Source organism: Vannielia sp. SX4 (assembly GCF_052828525.1).
Genome location: NZ_CM128247.1, coordinates 2,390,066 through 2,404,157, shown reverse-complemented (window position 1 = coordinate 2,404,157; position 14,092 = coordinate 2,390,066). Strand labels below are relative to the sequence as shown.

13 protein-coding genes are annotated in these 14,092 nt (G+C 64.8%); 8 read left to right on the top strand and 5 right to left on the bottom strand.

Annotation, left to right across the window (positions count from 1 at the left end):
* Positions 1–232: 232 nt before the first annotated feature.
* The 4 genes from ACUXVX_RS11865 (at position 233) to ACUXVX_RS11850 (ending at position 6,737) form a co-directional block, all read left to right on the top strand.
* The gene (locus ACUXVX_RS11865) at positions 233–1,882 is read left to right on the top strand and encodes an ABC transporter substrate-binding protein (RefSeq protein ID WP_222492907.1); all 1,650 of its coding nucleotides are present in this window, start codon (positions 233–235) and stop codon (positions 1,880–1,882) included.
* Between the two features lie 111 nt (positions 1,883–1,993).
* Entirely contained in the window at positions 1,994–3,043 is a 1,050-nt protein-coding gene (locus ACUXVX_RS11860) for an ABC transporter permease (protein WP_222492905.1), read from the top strand.
* Between the two features lie 13 nt (positions 3,044–3,056).
* Positions 3,057–4,472, top strand: coding sequence for an ABC transporter permease (locus ACUXVX_RS11855; RefSeq protein WP_222469366.1), 1,416 nt, complete (start codon positions 3,057–3,059; stop codon positions 4,470–4,472).
* Positions 4,473–4,652: 180 nt separating this feature from the next.
* Complete coding sequence (locus ACUXVX_RS11850) at positions 4,653–6,737, top strand: dipeptide ABC transporter ATP-binding protein (protein WP_446308466.1); 2,085 nt, start codon at positions 4,653–4,655, stop codon at positions 6,735–6,737.
* A 31-nt stretch (positions 6,738–6,768) separates the two neighbouring features.
* On the opposite strand, the gene ACUXVX_RS11845 is transcribed toward ACUXVX_RS11850, so the two are convergent.
* The 3 genes from ACUXVX_RS11845 to ACUXVX_RS11835 all read right to left on the bottom strand — a co-directional run bounded on the left by ACUXVX_RS11845 (position 6,769) and on the right by ACUXVX_RS11835 (position 8,140).
* Positions 6,769–6,966, bottom strand: a complete 198-nt coding sequence (locus tag ACUXVX_RS11845; protein WP_446308465.1) for a YdeI/OmpD-associated family protein — start codon at positions 6,964–6,966, stop codon at positions 6,769–6,771.
* A 168-nt stretch (positions 6,967–7,134) separates the two neighbouring features.
* Positions 7,135–7,581, bottom strand: a complete 447-nt coding sequence (locus tag ACUXVX_RS11840; protein ID WP_446308464.1) for a hypothetical protein — start codon at positions 7,579–7,581, stop codon at positions 7,135–7,137.
* 10 nt (positions 7,582–7,591) lie between these two features.
* Positions 7,592–8,140, bottom strand: coding sequence for a lytic transglycosylase domain-containing protein (locus tag ACUXVX_RS11835; protein ID WP_261384568.1), 549 nt, complete (start codon positions 8,138–8,140; stop codon positions 7,592–7,594).
* A gap of 224 nt (positions 8,141–8,364) precedes the next feature.
* On the opposite strand from ACUXVX_RS11835, the gene ssb reads away from it, so the two are divergent.
* Complete coding sequence (ssb, locus tag ACUXVX_RS11830; RefSeq protein ID WP_222492897.1) at positions 8,365–8,883, top strand: single-stranded DNA-binding protein; 519 nt, start codon at positions 8,365–8,367, stop codon at positions 8,881–8,883.
* Between the two features lie 9 nt (positions 8,884–8,892).
* The gene (locus ACUXVX_RS11825; RefSeq protein WP_446308463.1) at positions 8,893–9,663 is read left to right on the top strand and encodes a hypothetical protein; all 771 of its coding nucleotides are present in this window, start codon (positions 8,893–8,895) and stop codon (positions 9,661–9,663) included.
* Here the strand turns inward: ACUXVX_RS11825 and aroB are convergent.
* Complete coding sequence (aroB, locus tag ACUXVX_RS11820; protein ID WP_446308462.1) at positions 9,660–10,766, bottom strand: 3-dehydroquinate synthase; 1,107 nt, start codon at positions 10,764–10,766, stop codon at positions 9,660–9,662. The two genes, ACUXVX_RS11825 and aroB, sit on opposite strands and share 4 nt — an antisense overlap.
* Positions 10,767–10,784: 18 nt before the next feature.
* Positions 10,785–11,291 (bottom strand): shikimate kinase, encoded by a 507-nt coding sequence (locus tag ACUXVX_RS11815; RefSeq protein WP_446311532.1) that lies wholly within the window; start codon positions 11,289–11,291, stop codon positions 10,785–10,787.
* Between the two features lie 348 nt (positions 11,292–11,639).
* Between ACUXVX_RS11815 and ACUXVX_RS11810 the strand changes: the two genes are divergently transcribed.
* Together ACUXVX_RS11810 and ACUXVX_RS11805 are read left to right on the top strand one after the other, a co-directional pair.
* Entirely contained in the window at positions 11,640–13,142 is a 1,503-nt protein-coding gene (locus tag ACUXVX_RS11810; protein WP_446308461.1) for a hypothetical protein, read from the top strand.
* 6 nt (positions 13,143–13,148) lie between these two features.
* The gene (locus ACUXVX_RS11805; protein WP_446308460.1) at positions 13,149–14,084 is read left to right on the top strand and encodes a site-specific tyrosine recombinase XerD; all 936 of its coding nucleotides are present in this window, start codon (positions 13,149–13,151) and stop codon (positions 14,082–14,084) included.
* The last annotated feature ends 8 nt before the right edge of the window (positions 14,085–14,092 follow it).

Here is a 14,092-nt window from a genome sequence, read left to right as displayed (position 1 = left end):
GCCATGTCGTTTTTGGCTCGCGCCCATGTCGCTTTTGTTACATGCTATGGCGGAAAGCGACATTGACGCGGGGCCATCGCTGAGGCCTCATTGCGTTATCGGGGGGATGCGGCCTACGGGCCGGATTGCACAAGCAACGGCGCGCGAGATCAGGCCACCGCGCATCCTCCGGCAAAACAGAACAGGCGCCGCTCAGGGGCCGACCCAAAAACTGTGTCACAGGGAGAACAAGATGACGCACCCCACCCAAGCCACCAAGCCGGTGCATGACGCCGCGCGGATGTATGCCGCCGAGCATCTCGACGGCAAGCTAGACCGCCGCGAGTTTCTGACCCGCGCCACCGCGCTGGGCGTCACCGCCGCCGGGGCCTACAGCCTGATCGGCGCCACGCCCGCCGCCGCCGAAAGCCACGGTATGGAGCCACAGATGGGCGGCACCCTGCGCGTGCAGATGGAAACCAAGGCGCTGAAAGACCCGCGCAATTACGACTGGTCGCAAATGGCCAACTTCTCGCGCGGCTGGCTCGAGTATCTCGTCCAGTACAACGCCGACGGCTCCTTCGAGGGCCGGCTGCTGGAGAGCTGGGAAGCCAACGAGGACGCCACCGAATACACCCTCAAGGTCCGCCCCGGCGTGACCTGGAACAACGGCGATGCCTTCACCGCCGAGGATGTGGCCTTCAACTTCAACCGCTGGTGCGAAAAGGGCGTCGAGGGCAACTCCATGGCCTCCCGCATGTCCTCGCTGATCGACGAAGAGAGCGGCGCCGCCCGCGAAGGCGCGATCACCGTGGTCGATGACATGACCGTCAAGCTGGTCTGCTCCGCGCCCGACATCACCATCGTGCCCGGCATGGCCGACTATCCGGCAGCCATCGTCCACCAGAGCTACGATGGCGGCGACCCCGCCGAAAACCCCATCGGCACCGGCCCCTTCCTGCCCGGCGAAAACGAGGTCGGCGTGAAGCAGACGCTGGTCAAGAACGCCGATCACACTTGGTGGGGCGGCGAAGCCTATCTCGACACCATCGAGTTCATCGACTTCGGCACCGACATGGCCGCATGGATGGCCGCGATGGACGCCGATGAGGTCGACATGACCTACCAGTCCACCGGCGAATTCATCGAGGTGCTCGACGGCATCGGCTTCGAGAAGTCCGAGGCCGTGACCGCCGCCACCATCTGCGTGCGCTTCAACCAGAGCAACGCGCCCTACGACAACGCCGATGTCCGCAAGGCGCTGCAAACCGCGGTCGACAACGCCGTTGTGCTCGAGCTTGGCTACTCCGGCCTCGGCACCGTGGCCGAAAACCACCACGTCTGCCCGATCCACCCGGAATACGCCAAGATCGAAACCCCCGCCCCCGATCCGGCGGCGGCGATGGAGATGCTGACCGCCGCAGGTCAGGCCGACACCGAGTTCGAGCTGATCTCGATCGACGACGACTGGCAATCCGCCACCTGCGATGCCGTGGCCGCGCAGTGCCGCGACGCCGGCATCAACGTGAAGCGCACCATCCTGCCCGGCTCCACCTTCTGGAACGACTGGCTCGCCTACCCATGGTCGGCCACCGAGTGGAACATGCGCCCCCTCGGCGTCCAGATCCTCGCGCTGGCCTACAAGTCCGGCGTGGCGTGGAACGAGGCGGCCTTCGCCAACGAGGAGTTCGACAACCTGCTCGCCGAAGCCATGTCGATCTCCGATGCCGCCACCCGCTCGGAGGTGATGGCCAAGCTGGAGCAGATCATGATCGACGAGGGCGTGGTCATCCAGCCCTACTGGCGCTCGCTCTTCCGCCACTACAAGTCCAACGTCCACAACGTGGACATGCATCCCACCTTCGAGATGCATCACTACAAGTGGTGGATGGAACAGGCCTGATCGGGCCCTACAGCTGAACACGGCGGCGGGGCCATCACCCGGCCCCGCCCCACCCATCCACACCGCGCCACCAAGAACGCATAACCACGCGCGGCCAGACAGGGATATTCCATGGGCCTTTTCCTCGTCCGACGGATCGGAACGATGCTGCTGACGGCCCTCTGCCTCAGCTTCATCGTCTTCTACCTCACCAACCTCGACAGCAACCTCGAGAAGCTCGCCAAGTTTCAGGGCAACTCGCGCATGTCGGACGAAGAGGTGCAGGGCTGGCTGGCGAACAACGGCTTCGGGCAGCCCATGGTGGTCCGCTACGGCGAATGGCTCGGCGTGGTGCCCGGCTGGACCCGTGAGGGCGACGGCGGCGAGGTGGTCGCAGGCCGCTGCGTCGGGCTGGCCGAAACCCCGGCAGAGGCGCCCAGCTTCTGCGGCATCCTGCAAGGCTACTGGGGCGAGAGCACCGTGTTCCGCGACTCCGTGGCCTCGATCATCGGCACACGGCTCGGGCTGACCGCCAAGCTCATGCTCTGGGTCATGCTGCTCATGGTCCCCTGCGCCCTGCTGATCGGCGTTCTCGCCGGCATGCGCGAAGGAAGCCGCACCGACCGGACGCTCTCCACCGTTTCCATCGCAACCACGGCGATGCCCGAATATGTCTCCGGCGTCATCCTCATCGCCATTTTCGCAAGCTCCGCCGTGGGGCTGAAATGGTTCAAAGGCACGGCCACCTCCGCGATGGACGGCGCGAACTTCGAAAACTTCTTCCTACCCGTCCTCACCATCGCGCTCTACGGCATGGGCTACATCGCCCGGATGACCCGCGCCTCGATGGCCGAGGTCATGACCGCACAATACATCCGCACCGCCCGCCTGAAGGGCGTGAGCTTTCCGAACATCGTGATGAAGCACGCCCTCCGGAATGCCCTCATCGCCCCTTTCACCGTCATCATGCTCCAGTTCCCCTGGCTGCTGAACGGCGTGGTGATCGTCGAGAGCCTCTTCAACTACAAGGGCTTCGGCTGGGCGCTGGTGCAGGCCGCCGGCAACAACGACATCGACCTGCTGCTCGGCGTCTCCATCGTCTCCGTGCTCGTCGTGCTGATCACCCAGCTGATCTCCGACATCGGCTACGTCTACCTCAACCCGCGCATCCGCATTTCGTAAGGAGAGACAACAGATGGACCCCCTTACCTGGACAGGCGCGCTCTCCTTCCTCAATCCGGTCTTCCTGACCGCAGGCGCGCTCCTCGTCATCGCCTTCCTCGTGCAGTTCCTGCTCGGCCTCTTCGGGATGAAATCCGGCGAGCTGATCATCCAGCATGACGGCACGGCCGTGCGCACCCGCACCCCGATGGATTACATCGGCTATGTCACCATGGGCGCCCTGCTGGTGGCACTCGCCTGCATCCTCGCCTACGCGCTGGTGGGCATGCTGCTGCCCGGCGGCTCCAAGGGCATCATCGGCCATATCTCGGCCCGGCTCCTGCCGGTTTGGATCGGCATGGCCGTGGTCTTCGCCCTCTCGATCACCTTCAAGCGCCGCCTCGGCCTCTACGGCAAACTGTTCGACAGCACAGTCGGCATGATCGGTTTCGGCATCGTCCTGTTCTGGATCTTCACCGCGATCTTCTACCAGATGATCCTCACCCACGAGCCGCTCACCGCCGTCTCGGGCCTCAAGAACAAGGTGCCCGGCACCCCCGTACCCGAGGGCACCGAGGGGCTGGAGTGGTATCTGCTCGGCGGCGACAACCTAGCGCGGGACGTGTTCTCCCGCATGGTCGCAGGCAGCTGGGAGGTGATGAAGATCGCCCCCTTCGCCACCATCTTCGCTTTCATGGTTGGCATCACCCTCGGCCTTCCGGCAGGCTACTACGGCGGCAAGCTCGACACCTTCCTGAGCTTCCTCGCCAACCTCATCCTCGCCTTCCCGGTGATCCTGCTCTTCTACCTGCTGGTGACGCCCGAGATCGTGGCAAGCGGCCTGCCCCGCTACATGGCGGGCGTGCTCTTCCTCTTCCCCATCGTGTTCCTCGTGGTGCTGTTCAACTCGCGCTACTTCACCGACCCGATGAAGCGGAACCTCTACATCGGCCTGTCGCTGCTGATCGGCGGTTACATCTACCTCGGCGTCGCATGGAACGCCGACCCCTTCGGCCTCATCTCCATGCCCGGCAACATCCTCGTGGTCTTCGTCTCGGTGGTCTTCGTGAACTCGCCCACCGTGTTCCGCATCGTCCGCGGCCTCGCGCTCGACATCAAGACGCGGGACTACGTGGCCGCCGCCCAGACCCGCGGCGAAGGCCCGTGGTACATCATGCTGTGGGAGATCCTGCCCAACGCCCGTGGCCCGCTGATCGTCGATTTCTGCCTGCGCATCGGCTACACCACCATCCTGCTCGGCACCTTGGGCTTCTTCGGCCTCGGCCTGCCGCCCGACAGCCCCGACTGGGGCACTACGATCAACTCGGGCCGCAAGCTCCTGTCGATCTACCCCCACCCCGCCCTCGCCCCGGCGCTCGCCCTCATGAGCCTTGTCCTCGGATTGAACCTGCTGGCCGATGGCTTGCGCGAAGAGAGCCTGAAGGATTGATGATGCAGGCGCGCTTCGCCGCAGGATGGGCGCAACCCACCCGCCAAAATCCCGTCAATCCCCTGCGCACGCAGGGGCAAGACCTCACCCCCTATGTCATCCGACATGTGCATGGGATGTGCATCGGATGTGCATCACTTGTGCATCGCCCCCAACGCATGGTTAACGCCGGAGACTCCCATGGCTGAAGAAAATTACGACGGCCCCATTCTGGAGATCGACAAGCTCTCCATCTCCTTCTTCACCCGCCTGCGCGAAATTCCGGCAGTGATGGACTTCTCGGCCAAGGTGATGCCGGGCGAAGCCCTTGGATTGGTTGGAGAATCCGGCTGCGGCAAGAGCACCGTCGCGCTCGGCGTGATGCAGGATCTGGGGGTCAACGGTCGGGTCGTCGGCGGGTCGATCAAGTTCAAGGGGCGAGACCTCGGGCAGATGAGCCTCGAGGAGCTGCGCGACATTCGTGGCAAGGAAATTGCCATGATTTATCAAGAGCCTATGGCCTCCCTGAACCCTGCGATGAAGATCGGCAAACAGCTGATGGAAGTCCCGATGATCCACGAGGGCATCGGCGAGAAGGAGGCCTGGGCCCGTGCGCTCGAGGTCGTCACCGACGTCAAGCTCCCCGACCCCGAGCGCATGCTCAAGAGCTACCCACACCAGCTTTCCGGCGGCCAGCAGCAGCGCATCGTCATCGCCATGGCCCTGATGTCAAAGCCTTCTCTGCTCATCCTCGACGAGCCCACCACCGCGCTTGACGTAACCGTCGAGGCCGCTGTGGTCGAACTGGTGAAGGACCTCGGCAAGAAATACGGCACCTCGATGCTGTTCATCTCCCACAACCTCGGGCTGGTGCTCGAAACATGCGACCGCCTCTGCGTCATGTATTCCGGCGAGGCCGTCGAACGGGGCTCCATCGAAGACGTTTTCGACGAGATGCAGCACCCCTACACCCAGGCCCTCTTCCGCTCTATCCCCTTGCCCGGCGCCGATAAAAACGCCCGCCCGCTGGTCGCGATCCCCGGCAACTTCCCCCTGCCCCACGAGCGTCCGCACGGCTGCAACTTCGGCCCGCGCTGCGACTATTTCGAGGCCGGCCGCTGCGACGCCGACGCGATCCCCATGTTCGACGTGCCCGGCAACGACCGCCACGCCACCCGCTGCCTGAAATTTCAGGAGATCGACTGGAGCGCCCCCATCGTCACCGAGACCACCCACAAAAAGGCCGAGCCCGGCGATGTGGTCCTGAAGATGGACAACCTGAAAAAGTACTACGAGGTCGCCTCCAACGCCCTCTTCGGCGGCGGCGATACCCGCGTGGTCAAGGCCAACGAGACCCTCAGCTTCGAAGCCCGCGAGTCCGAAACCCTTGCCATCGTTGGCGAATCCGGCTGCGGTAAATCCACCTTCGCCAAGGTGCTGATGGGGCTGGAGACGGCGACCGAGGGCCAGATCCTGCTCTTCAACCAAGACATTCAGGACACTCCGATCGAGGCCCGCAACCCCGATACCGTCTCCTCCGTCCAGATGGTGTTTCAGAACCCCTTCGACACGCTCAACCCCTCCATGACCGTCGGCCGCCAGATCATCCGCGCGCTGGAGATCTTCCGCATCGGCAAGAATGACAGGGAACGCGAGCAGCGCATGCTCGAACTGCTCGACCTCGTCAAACTCCCCCGCGCCTTCGCAGAGCGCATGCCGCGCCAGCTTTCGGGCGGGCAAAAACAACGGGTTGGCATTGCCCGGGCCTTTGCGGGCGGCGCCAAGATCGTCGTTGCGGATGAGCCGGTCTCTGCGCTGGACGTGTCGGTGCAGGCCGCCGTGACCGACCTGTTAATGGAAATTCAACGCGAAGAGAAGACAACGCTCCTGTTCATCAGCCACGACCTCTCGATCGTGCGCTACCTGTCCGACCGGGTGATGGTGATGTATCTCGGCCACGTGGTCGAGATCGGCGATACCGAGCAGGTCTTCGCTCCGCCTTATCACCCCTACACCGAGGCGCTGCTCTCGGCGGTGCCCATCGCCGATACCAGCGTGGAGAAAAAACACATCGTGCTGGAGGGCGATATCCCCTCCGCCATGAACCCGCCATCCGGCTGCCCGTTCCAGACCCGCTGCCGCTGGAAAGACCGGGTCCCCGGCGGGCTGTGCGAAAAGGAGGTGCCGCCAATGCGGCAGATGGCGAGTGGCCACCAGGTCAAATGCCACCTGTCCGACGAAGAGTTCGCCGCGATGGAACCGGTGATCAAGGTCGCGGCCGAATGAGGCTTGCCGCGCAACGCTTTGTAAAGTCAGCCTAACCCCGCTTGAGAGCCTCGATCATCTGCTCGATCCGCGCCGCCCGCGCCGGGCCTTGCCGGGCGGCCTCGATCCGGGCGAGGTAGCTCATCCGCCGCTCCGCCGGGGCAGCGCCATAGCGGGCCAGAAGGCCGTGTTTGGCAAGTTCGGCCCGCACATCAGCGGGCATGTTGCGGGGGAACGGAGTGCTGGTCACGGGTCAAACCTTTCACGGGTCTACCCTGCATCTAGTCCGCCATCGCGGCCCCTGCCAGATCGGCCGAACACCCGCGGCAGAAATCAACCTATCCGGGTGGTCCGACTCGGCCAAAAGCCGCCGTTTAAACTGAAATCATTCAGGAAAATCGTCTGACCAGCTGCGCGGTCAGATCTCCCACTCTTCCTGCCCCGGCGGCGGCGCGCCGAAATGGAAGCGGGTTATCTTCCACTCGTCGCCAAGCTTCTCCAGTTCCACAAACACCGGCAACACGGTGTCATCGGAGCGGGTATAGCTGCCCCGGATGCGCGCCTTGCTGTTGTTGATTGAGCGGCCACTGAAGCTGAAGCTGCCCGCGTCGCCCCAGATCTGCTGGGCGCGGAACTCGCGCTCGAACTCGGCAATCGACACGCGCTCCTGAAGCTCCGGTGCGAGGAAGGCATAGGCCTTCTCATCCTCGTTCTCAGCCATCGCCGCATGCATGGCGAACACCGGGTCGTCCATCTCGGTGAAAGTCTCGGCCACTCCGGTTACCCATCGGTAACCCTGCCATGCCACACTGCCGATCCCGATCAGGATCACCGCGACGATCAGAGGAACGAATAGCTTGCGCATGGGAAGCGGCTCAGGAGCCCCAGATGACCTTCACGTAATTCTTGGTCTCGCGGTAGGGCGGCACGCCGCCGTATTTGTCTACCGCGCCGGGGCCGGCATTGTAGGCCGCAAGAGCAAGGCGCCAGCTCTTGTAGCGGTCGTACATAAGCCGCAGATACTTGGCGCCGCCTTCTAGGTTCTGCTTGGGGTCATGCGGGTCCACCCCCATCTTGGCAGCCGTGAAGGGCATGAGCTGCGCAAGGCCGATAGCCCCTTTGTGGCTCTTGGCCTTGGGCTTCCAGCCGCTCTCCTGCTGGACCAGCCGCAAGAACAGGTCTTCTGGCACGCCGTGCTTGGAGGCCGCAGCTTTCGCCATCGGCAGGTAGACCCCTTTGTAGGAGCCGTTGAAGCGCGGGCCGGTGCCATCATACTTGGACGGCGTGTTCACCGTCGGCGGCTGCAACCGCACCGAGGCCGCGTATTGGCTGGCGGCCCGGCTGTCGAGCAGCTTGGTCTGGTTCAGGAAAAGCTTCTTGCGTGACTTCGACGAAAAGCTCTCAGCCATCAATGGCGTTGCCATGCAAAGGCAGACAACCGCCGCAACTGCTCGTTTCATGCCCCTCGGCCCCGTTCCTTCCGGGCCGTTCGGCCCCCTTGCAGCCCGCATTCTAGCCAAAATCGCTCTCGGGGCCACCCCGCAATTCCGCACAGTTGCGTCAGGCGCCGTAAACCGGTTTTTAACCATGTTCAGGTGGTGTAGCGTCACCGAAAGATTCGAGCCACAATATATGGGGAGGTCCGGGCATGGCCGGTTCCGTGAACAAGGTGATCCTGATCGGCAATCTCGGCCGCGATCCCGAAACCCGCACGTTTCAGAACGGCGGAAAGGTGTGCAACCTGCGCATCGCCACATCCGAACAATGGAAAGACCGCAACACAGGCGAGCGCCGCGAGCGGACCGAGTGGCACTCGGTGGCGATCTTTCAGGAAGGGCTCGTGCGCATCGCCGAGCAGTACCTGCGCAAGGGCTCCAAGGTCTACATCGAGGGCAAGCTGCAAACCCGCAAATGGCAGGACCAGAACGGCCAGGACCGCTATTCGACCGAGGTCGTCCTGCAGGGTTATGACGGTACGCTGACCATGCTCGACGGCCGCGGCGAAGGCGGCGGCGGTGGTGGCGGCGGCTACGGCGGCGGCTCCTCCTCCGGTGGCGGCTACGATGACCGTGGCGGCTATGACGACCGCGGCGGCAGCTCGGGTGGCGGCTACGGCGGCGGAAACGCCCCTGCTGGCGGCGACATCGACGACGAAATTCCGTTCTAAGCCAAGCACATGCGCGGGGCGCTCACACTGACCGCCGCCGCACTCCTGCGTTTTCTGAAAGGCTGTCACCGCCCATGGCGCGTTTGGGCGTTATGGGCGGCACTCGCCGTGATCTCGATCGTGCCGCTCATCTTCATGGGCACAGCAACTGTCGCCCTCTTCCTGCTCGCGGTTCTGCTCTCAGCGGCGCCTTGGGCCGTTACCGCAACACTGCGCCACATGATCGCCCGGCGCGGCGCCCCTGCCCCGCCACACGGGCTTTTCTGGCGCGCGGCCTTCTGGCTTTGGGCCGTGCCGTTGGGCTGCTACCTGTTCATCACGATCATTTACCTCGTAACCGAGTTCGCGGCGGGCGGCTGGGAGTTTATCCCCGAGCCGGATGCCATTCCGCCTCCTCGGCAAGCTATCATCGGCCCCGCGGCGCGTGAGGTGATCTACCTATCCGTCGCCTGGAGCGCTCTGGTCTTGCTGCAGGCCGTGGGCCTTGCGAAGCTCTTGCCTGATCACTCCGCCCCTGCCTTCGCACCACGCGTCTTCGCGCTCGTCGCGGGCGGCGTACCCATCTTGGCGCTTCACTACGGCCTCAGCACCCTGCTCTTCGCAATCAGCAGCAAGGCCTCACTTGGCGCGCCAGTCTATCTCTTCATCATTCTCGGAGCAGCGCTCTGGGCCCGCTGGCTGGCGGCGCTGGTGGACGCTGGCACGCGCGTGGCACTGCACAGCAGAGGTCGGTCGCAAGCCGGCCTGCCTGGCGAAAGTCCGCAGCGCGCGCCCCTTTAAGCGAGAGCGTCTTCCAACACGCCCAGCACCGCATCATGCGGCACATCAGAGGTCACGAAGGCTTCACCGATCCCGCGGGCGAGAATGAACCGCAGCTTTCCGTCCACCACCTTCTTGTCCTGCCCCATCAGCTCCAGCAGCGCCTCGGCGCCCGGCAGTTCGCCCGGAATATCACTGAGATCCTTCTTCATCCCCATCTCGGCCAGATGCGCCCGCACGCGGCTCGGCGCCTCCTGCGCACAAAGGCCAAGCCGGGCCGAGAGCTCGAAGGCCAGCGCGCAGCCGATTGCCACGCCTTCACCATGCAGCAGCCGGTCGGAGTAGCCCGTGGCGGCCTCCAGCGCGTGGCAGAAGGTGTGGCCAAGGTTCAAAAGCGCGCGGTCGCCTTGCTCGGTCTCGTCCCGCAGCACGATCTCGGCCTTCATCTCCACCGAGCGCCGCACTGCATAGGCCCGCGCGTCACGGTCGCCCGAGGCCAGCGCGGGGCCGTTTTTCTCAAGCCATTCAAAGAATTGCGCGTCGCCGAGCAGCCCGTATTTCTGCACTTCGCCATAGCCTGCGAGAAAGTCGCGCTCGGTCAGGCTCTCCAGCGCCAGAATGTCGGCCAGCACGAGGCTCGGTTGGTGGAAGGCGCCGACGAGGTTCTTGCCGAGGGGCGAGTTTATGCCGGTCTTGCCACCGACCGAACTGTCGACCTGCGCAAGCAACGAGGTAGGCACCTGCACAAAGCGTACGCCCCGGCGAAGCACGGCCGCAGCAAAGCCCGCCAGATCGCCGATAACCCCACCGCCCAAGGCCACAACCACATCGCGCCGCTCGACCTTTTGCGCGATGAGCCATTCCACCGTGCGGCCGAGCTGCTCCCAGCTCTTGGTCGCCTCTCCAGCGGGCAGCACCAGCGAAACCGGTTCGATTCCCTCCGCCCGCAGGCCCGCTTCCAGCGCCTCCAAATGCGCCGCAGCCACATGGGCATCGGTCACCACGGCCACCCGTTTCCGGGCCAGCAAGGGGCTGATCTCGGTGCCCGCGCGGGCGATCAGCCCTTCGCCGATCCGCACGTCATACTCACGGCCCGGAAGGGCAACAGGCACGATCTCGATCATGGAAATACCCCTATCGTTTCAATCTCTTGAAAGCACGTCTTCACGTGTGGCCAGCACCTTCACTACCTCTTCCACCATTTCGGCGATGGAGTATTCTGGCCGCGCCTGCGCAGTCAACTCGGCCAGCGCATAGGATGGCTCGCGCTTGGCGACTAGTTCCTCCAGCGTGGCGCGCGGATCGGCGGTGCGCAGCAGCGGGCGGGTCGTCTTGTGCCTCACCCGGTTCCACAGAAGGTCAGTATCGGCCTTTAGCCAGAGCGCCACCCCTTTGGTGTGAATCAGCTCGCGGTTCGCGGCCGAAAGATAGGCCCCGCCCCCCGTCGACAGGATCCCCACCTGCCCCACCAGAAGCCGCGAGAGCACCTCCGACTCGCGCGCCCGAAAGAAGGCCTCACCATCGCGCTCGAAGATCTCGGCAATACTCATGTTGGCGGCTTGAACGATGGCGGCATCACTGTCGAGAAACGGCACGCCAAGGCGCTTTGCCAGCGCCGTTCCCACGGCCGTCTTGCCCGACCCCATCATCCCCACGAGGGCGACTGTCTTTTTCAGCCGTTCCGCCAACCTCTTGGCACCTTCCTGCCGGTCAAAAAATTTTGTCGCCCTCAATGGCGTGAACTCGCGCGGATTGCCATATATAATCTCGCCAGCCGGGGGAATGAGGCACAAAAACAAGGGCAGGACGGCAGGGCATATGCTCCGAATACTCAAACTGATCGTGGTATTACTGGTGCTCGGGTTCATCGGGCTGGTAGGGTTTGCCTATCTGGGCGATCTCAGCCCCGAGATGGAAGAGGTGCGCGAGCCGGTGGAGCTCGACGTGGATTGACGATGAGAATTGCGCAGGCGTTGGGGTTGGGAGCAGCCGGGGCGATGAGCCTTGGCACGGCGCTTTGGGCGCAAGAGGCCCCCATTTCCTCCATCGACTGGCTCTCTGACAGCCTCGCCACGCCGGTTGTGGCCGTTGCGCCCTCGAACGAGCCGCCGGTGGCCAGTTCCGCCGGGATCGAAACCGTGACCGTCACACCGCTCGGCGCCCCTTCGCCCGATGGAATCGGGCTGATCGGACGACGCGAGGCCGGGTTTCCCGGCAATATCTGGGGCAGTTCCGAGCTGGACCGGTTGCGCCGCCTCATTGCCGAGCTGCCGGTGGAGCCGATGCCGGCCCAGCAGGATCTGATCCGCCTTTTGCTGCTCACCGAGCTGGACCCACCCATCGGTGCCGGCCCGGAAGGGCTGCTGTTTCAGGCCCGGATCGACGCGCTTCTGGCCCGCGGGGCGGTGGATGAGGCCGCCGAGATGCTCAAGCGCACCGGCTCCAAGGCGCCGGCGATCTTTCAGCGCAGCTTCGACGTGGCGCTGCTTCAGGGCCACGAGGATGCCGGTTGCCAGCAGTTGCGCGCCACGCCGGGTATCTCGCCCAGCTACAGCACCCGCATCTTCTGCCTTGCCCGCACCGGTGAATGGCAGACAGCCGCGCTCACCCTCGATACCGCCAAGGCGCTGGGCCACCTTTCCGACGAGGAAGATGCCCTTCTGGCCCGCTTCCTCGACCCGGAACTGGCCGATGGCGCCGAGCCGCTGCCCGCACCGGAGCGCCCCTCGCCGCTGGTTTACCGGATGTTGGAGGCCATCGGCGAGCCGGTGCCGACCACGCGCTTGCCGCTGGCCTTCGCCCATGCCGACCTGCGCGACACCGCGGGCTGGAAGGCCCGGATCGGCGCGGCAGAGCGTTTGGCCCGTGTGGGCAGCCTGCTGCCCGAGCAGCTCATGGAGATCTGGTCAGAGCAGAAACCGGCGGCCTCCGGCGGCGTGTGGGACCGCGTTGACGTGATGCAACGGCTTGATTTCGCACTTGAAGAAGGCAATGGCGACGCCGTGGCGCGCCACCTGCCCACGGCTTGGGCGCAGGCCGAAGCCGCTCATTTGGAACTGGCCTTCGCCAACCTCTTCGGCCCACGGCTGGAAAAGGCTGCCATGAGCGGCGAAAGCGCCGTGCTGGCCTGGCGCATCGGCCTGCTGACGGAGGCTTACGAGCGCCTCGCGCTGACCGAGACAGCTCCGACCGGCACGATGGATACCTTCCTCGCCGCCCTCGCCCGAGGGCTGCCAGAGGATGCGGCCGCGCCCGACAGCCTAGCCGAAGCGATCACCGAGGGTTTTACCACCACCGAGGTGCCAGAGAGCCTCGCCCGCCCTGCCGGGGAAGGCCGGATTGGCGAGGCGATCCTGCTATCAATGGATGTGCTGGAAAACGGCGCCGAGGGCGACCTTGACGATGTGACCAATGCCATCGCCTTCCTGCGTTCCGTCCGGCTCGAAGATGTGGCGCGGCGCTATGCGCTCCAGCTTATGCTGCTGGACCGCCGGGGCTGAGGCGCGATGCCCGGCACGGCGGAACGGTGGATCAGCGCCTTCATCGCCACCCAGGCCGCCGAACTGGATGCCGCGCGCAACACGCAACTGGCGTACGCCCGCGATCTGACTGATTTTGCGGAGTTTCTCGACCGCAAGACAGTGCAGATCGAGGCGGCAGACAGGGCGACGATCGAGGCCTATCTGGTGGATTGCGAGGCGCAAGGGCTGGCCAAATCCACCCGCGCGCGCAGGCTCTCGGCGATCAAGCAGCTCTACCGGTTTGCCTTCGAGGAAGGGCTACGGGGCGACAACCCGGCCCTGCAAATCAAGGGGCCGGGCCGCTCCAAGGCGCTGCCCAAGACGCTCTCACCCGAAGAGGTGGAGCGCCTGCTGGAGGCCGCGCCAGAGACCGGGCGGGGCGACGACCGGATGCGCAACGCCTGCCTCATGCAGCTGCTCTATGCCACCGGGATGCGGGTGTCTGAGCTGGTCTCGCTGCCGGTGCAGGCCGCACGTGGCGATCCGCGGATGCTGCTGGTCAAGGGCAAGGGCGGCAAGGAGCGGATGGTGCCGCTCTCGCCCCCGGCACGTCAGGCGCTGGCCGACTGGCTGAAGCTGCTGGATGCGGCGCAGGAGCAGGCCAAGGCCGAACGGGGCACGCCGCCCTCGCGGTTTCTCTTTCCCTCCGGCTCCAAGGAGGGCCACCTGACCCGCCACCGGTTTTACGCGCTGATCAAGGAGATCGCGGTGGTCGCCGGGGTCATGCCCTCGCGCGTGACCCCGCACCGGCTGCGCCACGCCTTTGCCACCCACCTGCTGGCCGGAGGGGCCGATCTGCGCTCGATTCAGGTGCTGCTGGGCCACGCCGATATCTCGACGACCGAGATTTATACCCATGTGTTGGAAGAACGGCTGAAGGCGCTGGTGCTGGAACATCACCCGCTGGCGAAAGACGGGTAAGCTGAAGA

Bases quoted from the DNA above. Each gene is read 5' to 3' on its own strand.
- aroB (WP_446308462.1), bottom strand. From the start codon at position 10,766: ATGATCGAGATCGTGCCTGTTGCCCTTCCGGGCCGTGAGTATGACGTG.
- ACUXVX_RS11815 (WP_446311532.1), bottom strand. From the start codon at position 11,291: ATGATGGGGTCGGGCAAGACGGCCGTGGGAACGGCGCTGGCAAAGCGC.
- ACUXVX_RS11805 (WP_446308460.1), top strand. From the start codon at position 13,149: ATGCCCGGCACGGCGGAACGGTGGATCAGCGCCTTCATCGCCACCCAG.
- ACUXVX_RS11810 (WP_446308461.1), top strand. From the start codon at position 11,640: ATGAGCCTTGGCACGGCGCTTTGGGCGCAAGAGGCCCCCATTTCCTCC.
- ACUXVX_RS11855 (WP_222469366.1), top strand. From the start codon at position 3,057: ATGGACCCCCTTACCTGGACAGGCGCGCTCTCCTTCCTCAATCCGGTC.
- ACUXVX_RS11850 (WP_446308466.1), top strand. From the start codon at position 4,653: ATGGCTGAAGAAAATTACGACGGCCCCATTCTGGAGATCGACAAGCTC.
- ACUXVX_RS11825 (WP_446308463.1), top strand. From the start codon at position 8,893: ATGCGCGGGGCGCTCACACTGACCGCCGCCGCACTCCTGCGTTTTCTG.
- ACUXVX_RS11840 (WP_446308464.1), bottom strand. From the start codon at position 7,581: ATGCGCAAGCTATTCGTTCCTCTGATCGTCGCGGTGATCCTGATCGGG.
- ACUXVX_RS11865 (WP_222492907.1), top strand. From the start codon at position 233: ATGACGCACCCCACCCAAGCCACCAAGCCGGTGCATGACGCCGCGCGG.
- ACUXVX_RS11835 (WP_261384568.1), bottom strand. From the start codon at position 8,140: ATGGCAACGCCATTGATGGCTGAGAGCTTTTCGTCGAAGTCACGCAAG.
- ACUXVX_RS11860 (WP_222492905.1), top strand. From the start codon at position 1,994: ATGGGCCTTTTCCTCGTCCGACGGATCGGAACGATGCTGCTGACGGCC.
- ssb (WP_222492897.1), top strand. From the start codon at position 8,365: ATGGCCGGTTCCGTGAACAAGGTGATCCTGATCGGCAATCTCGGCCGC.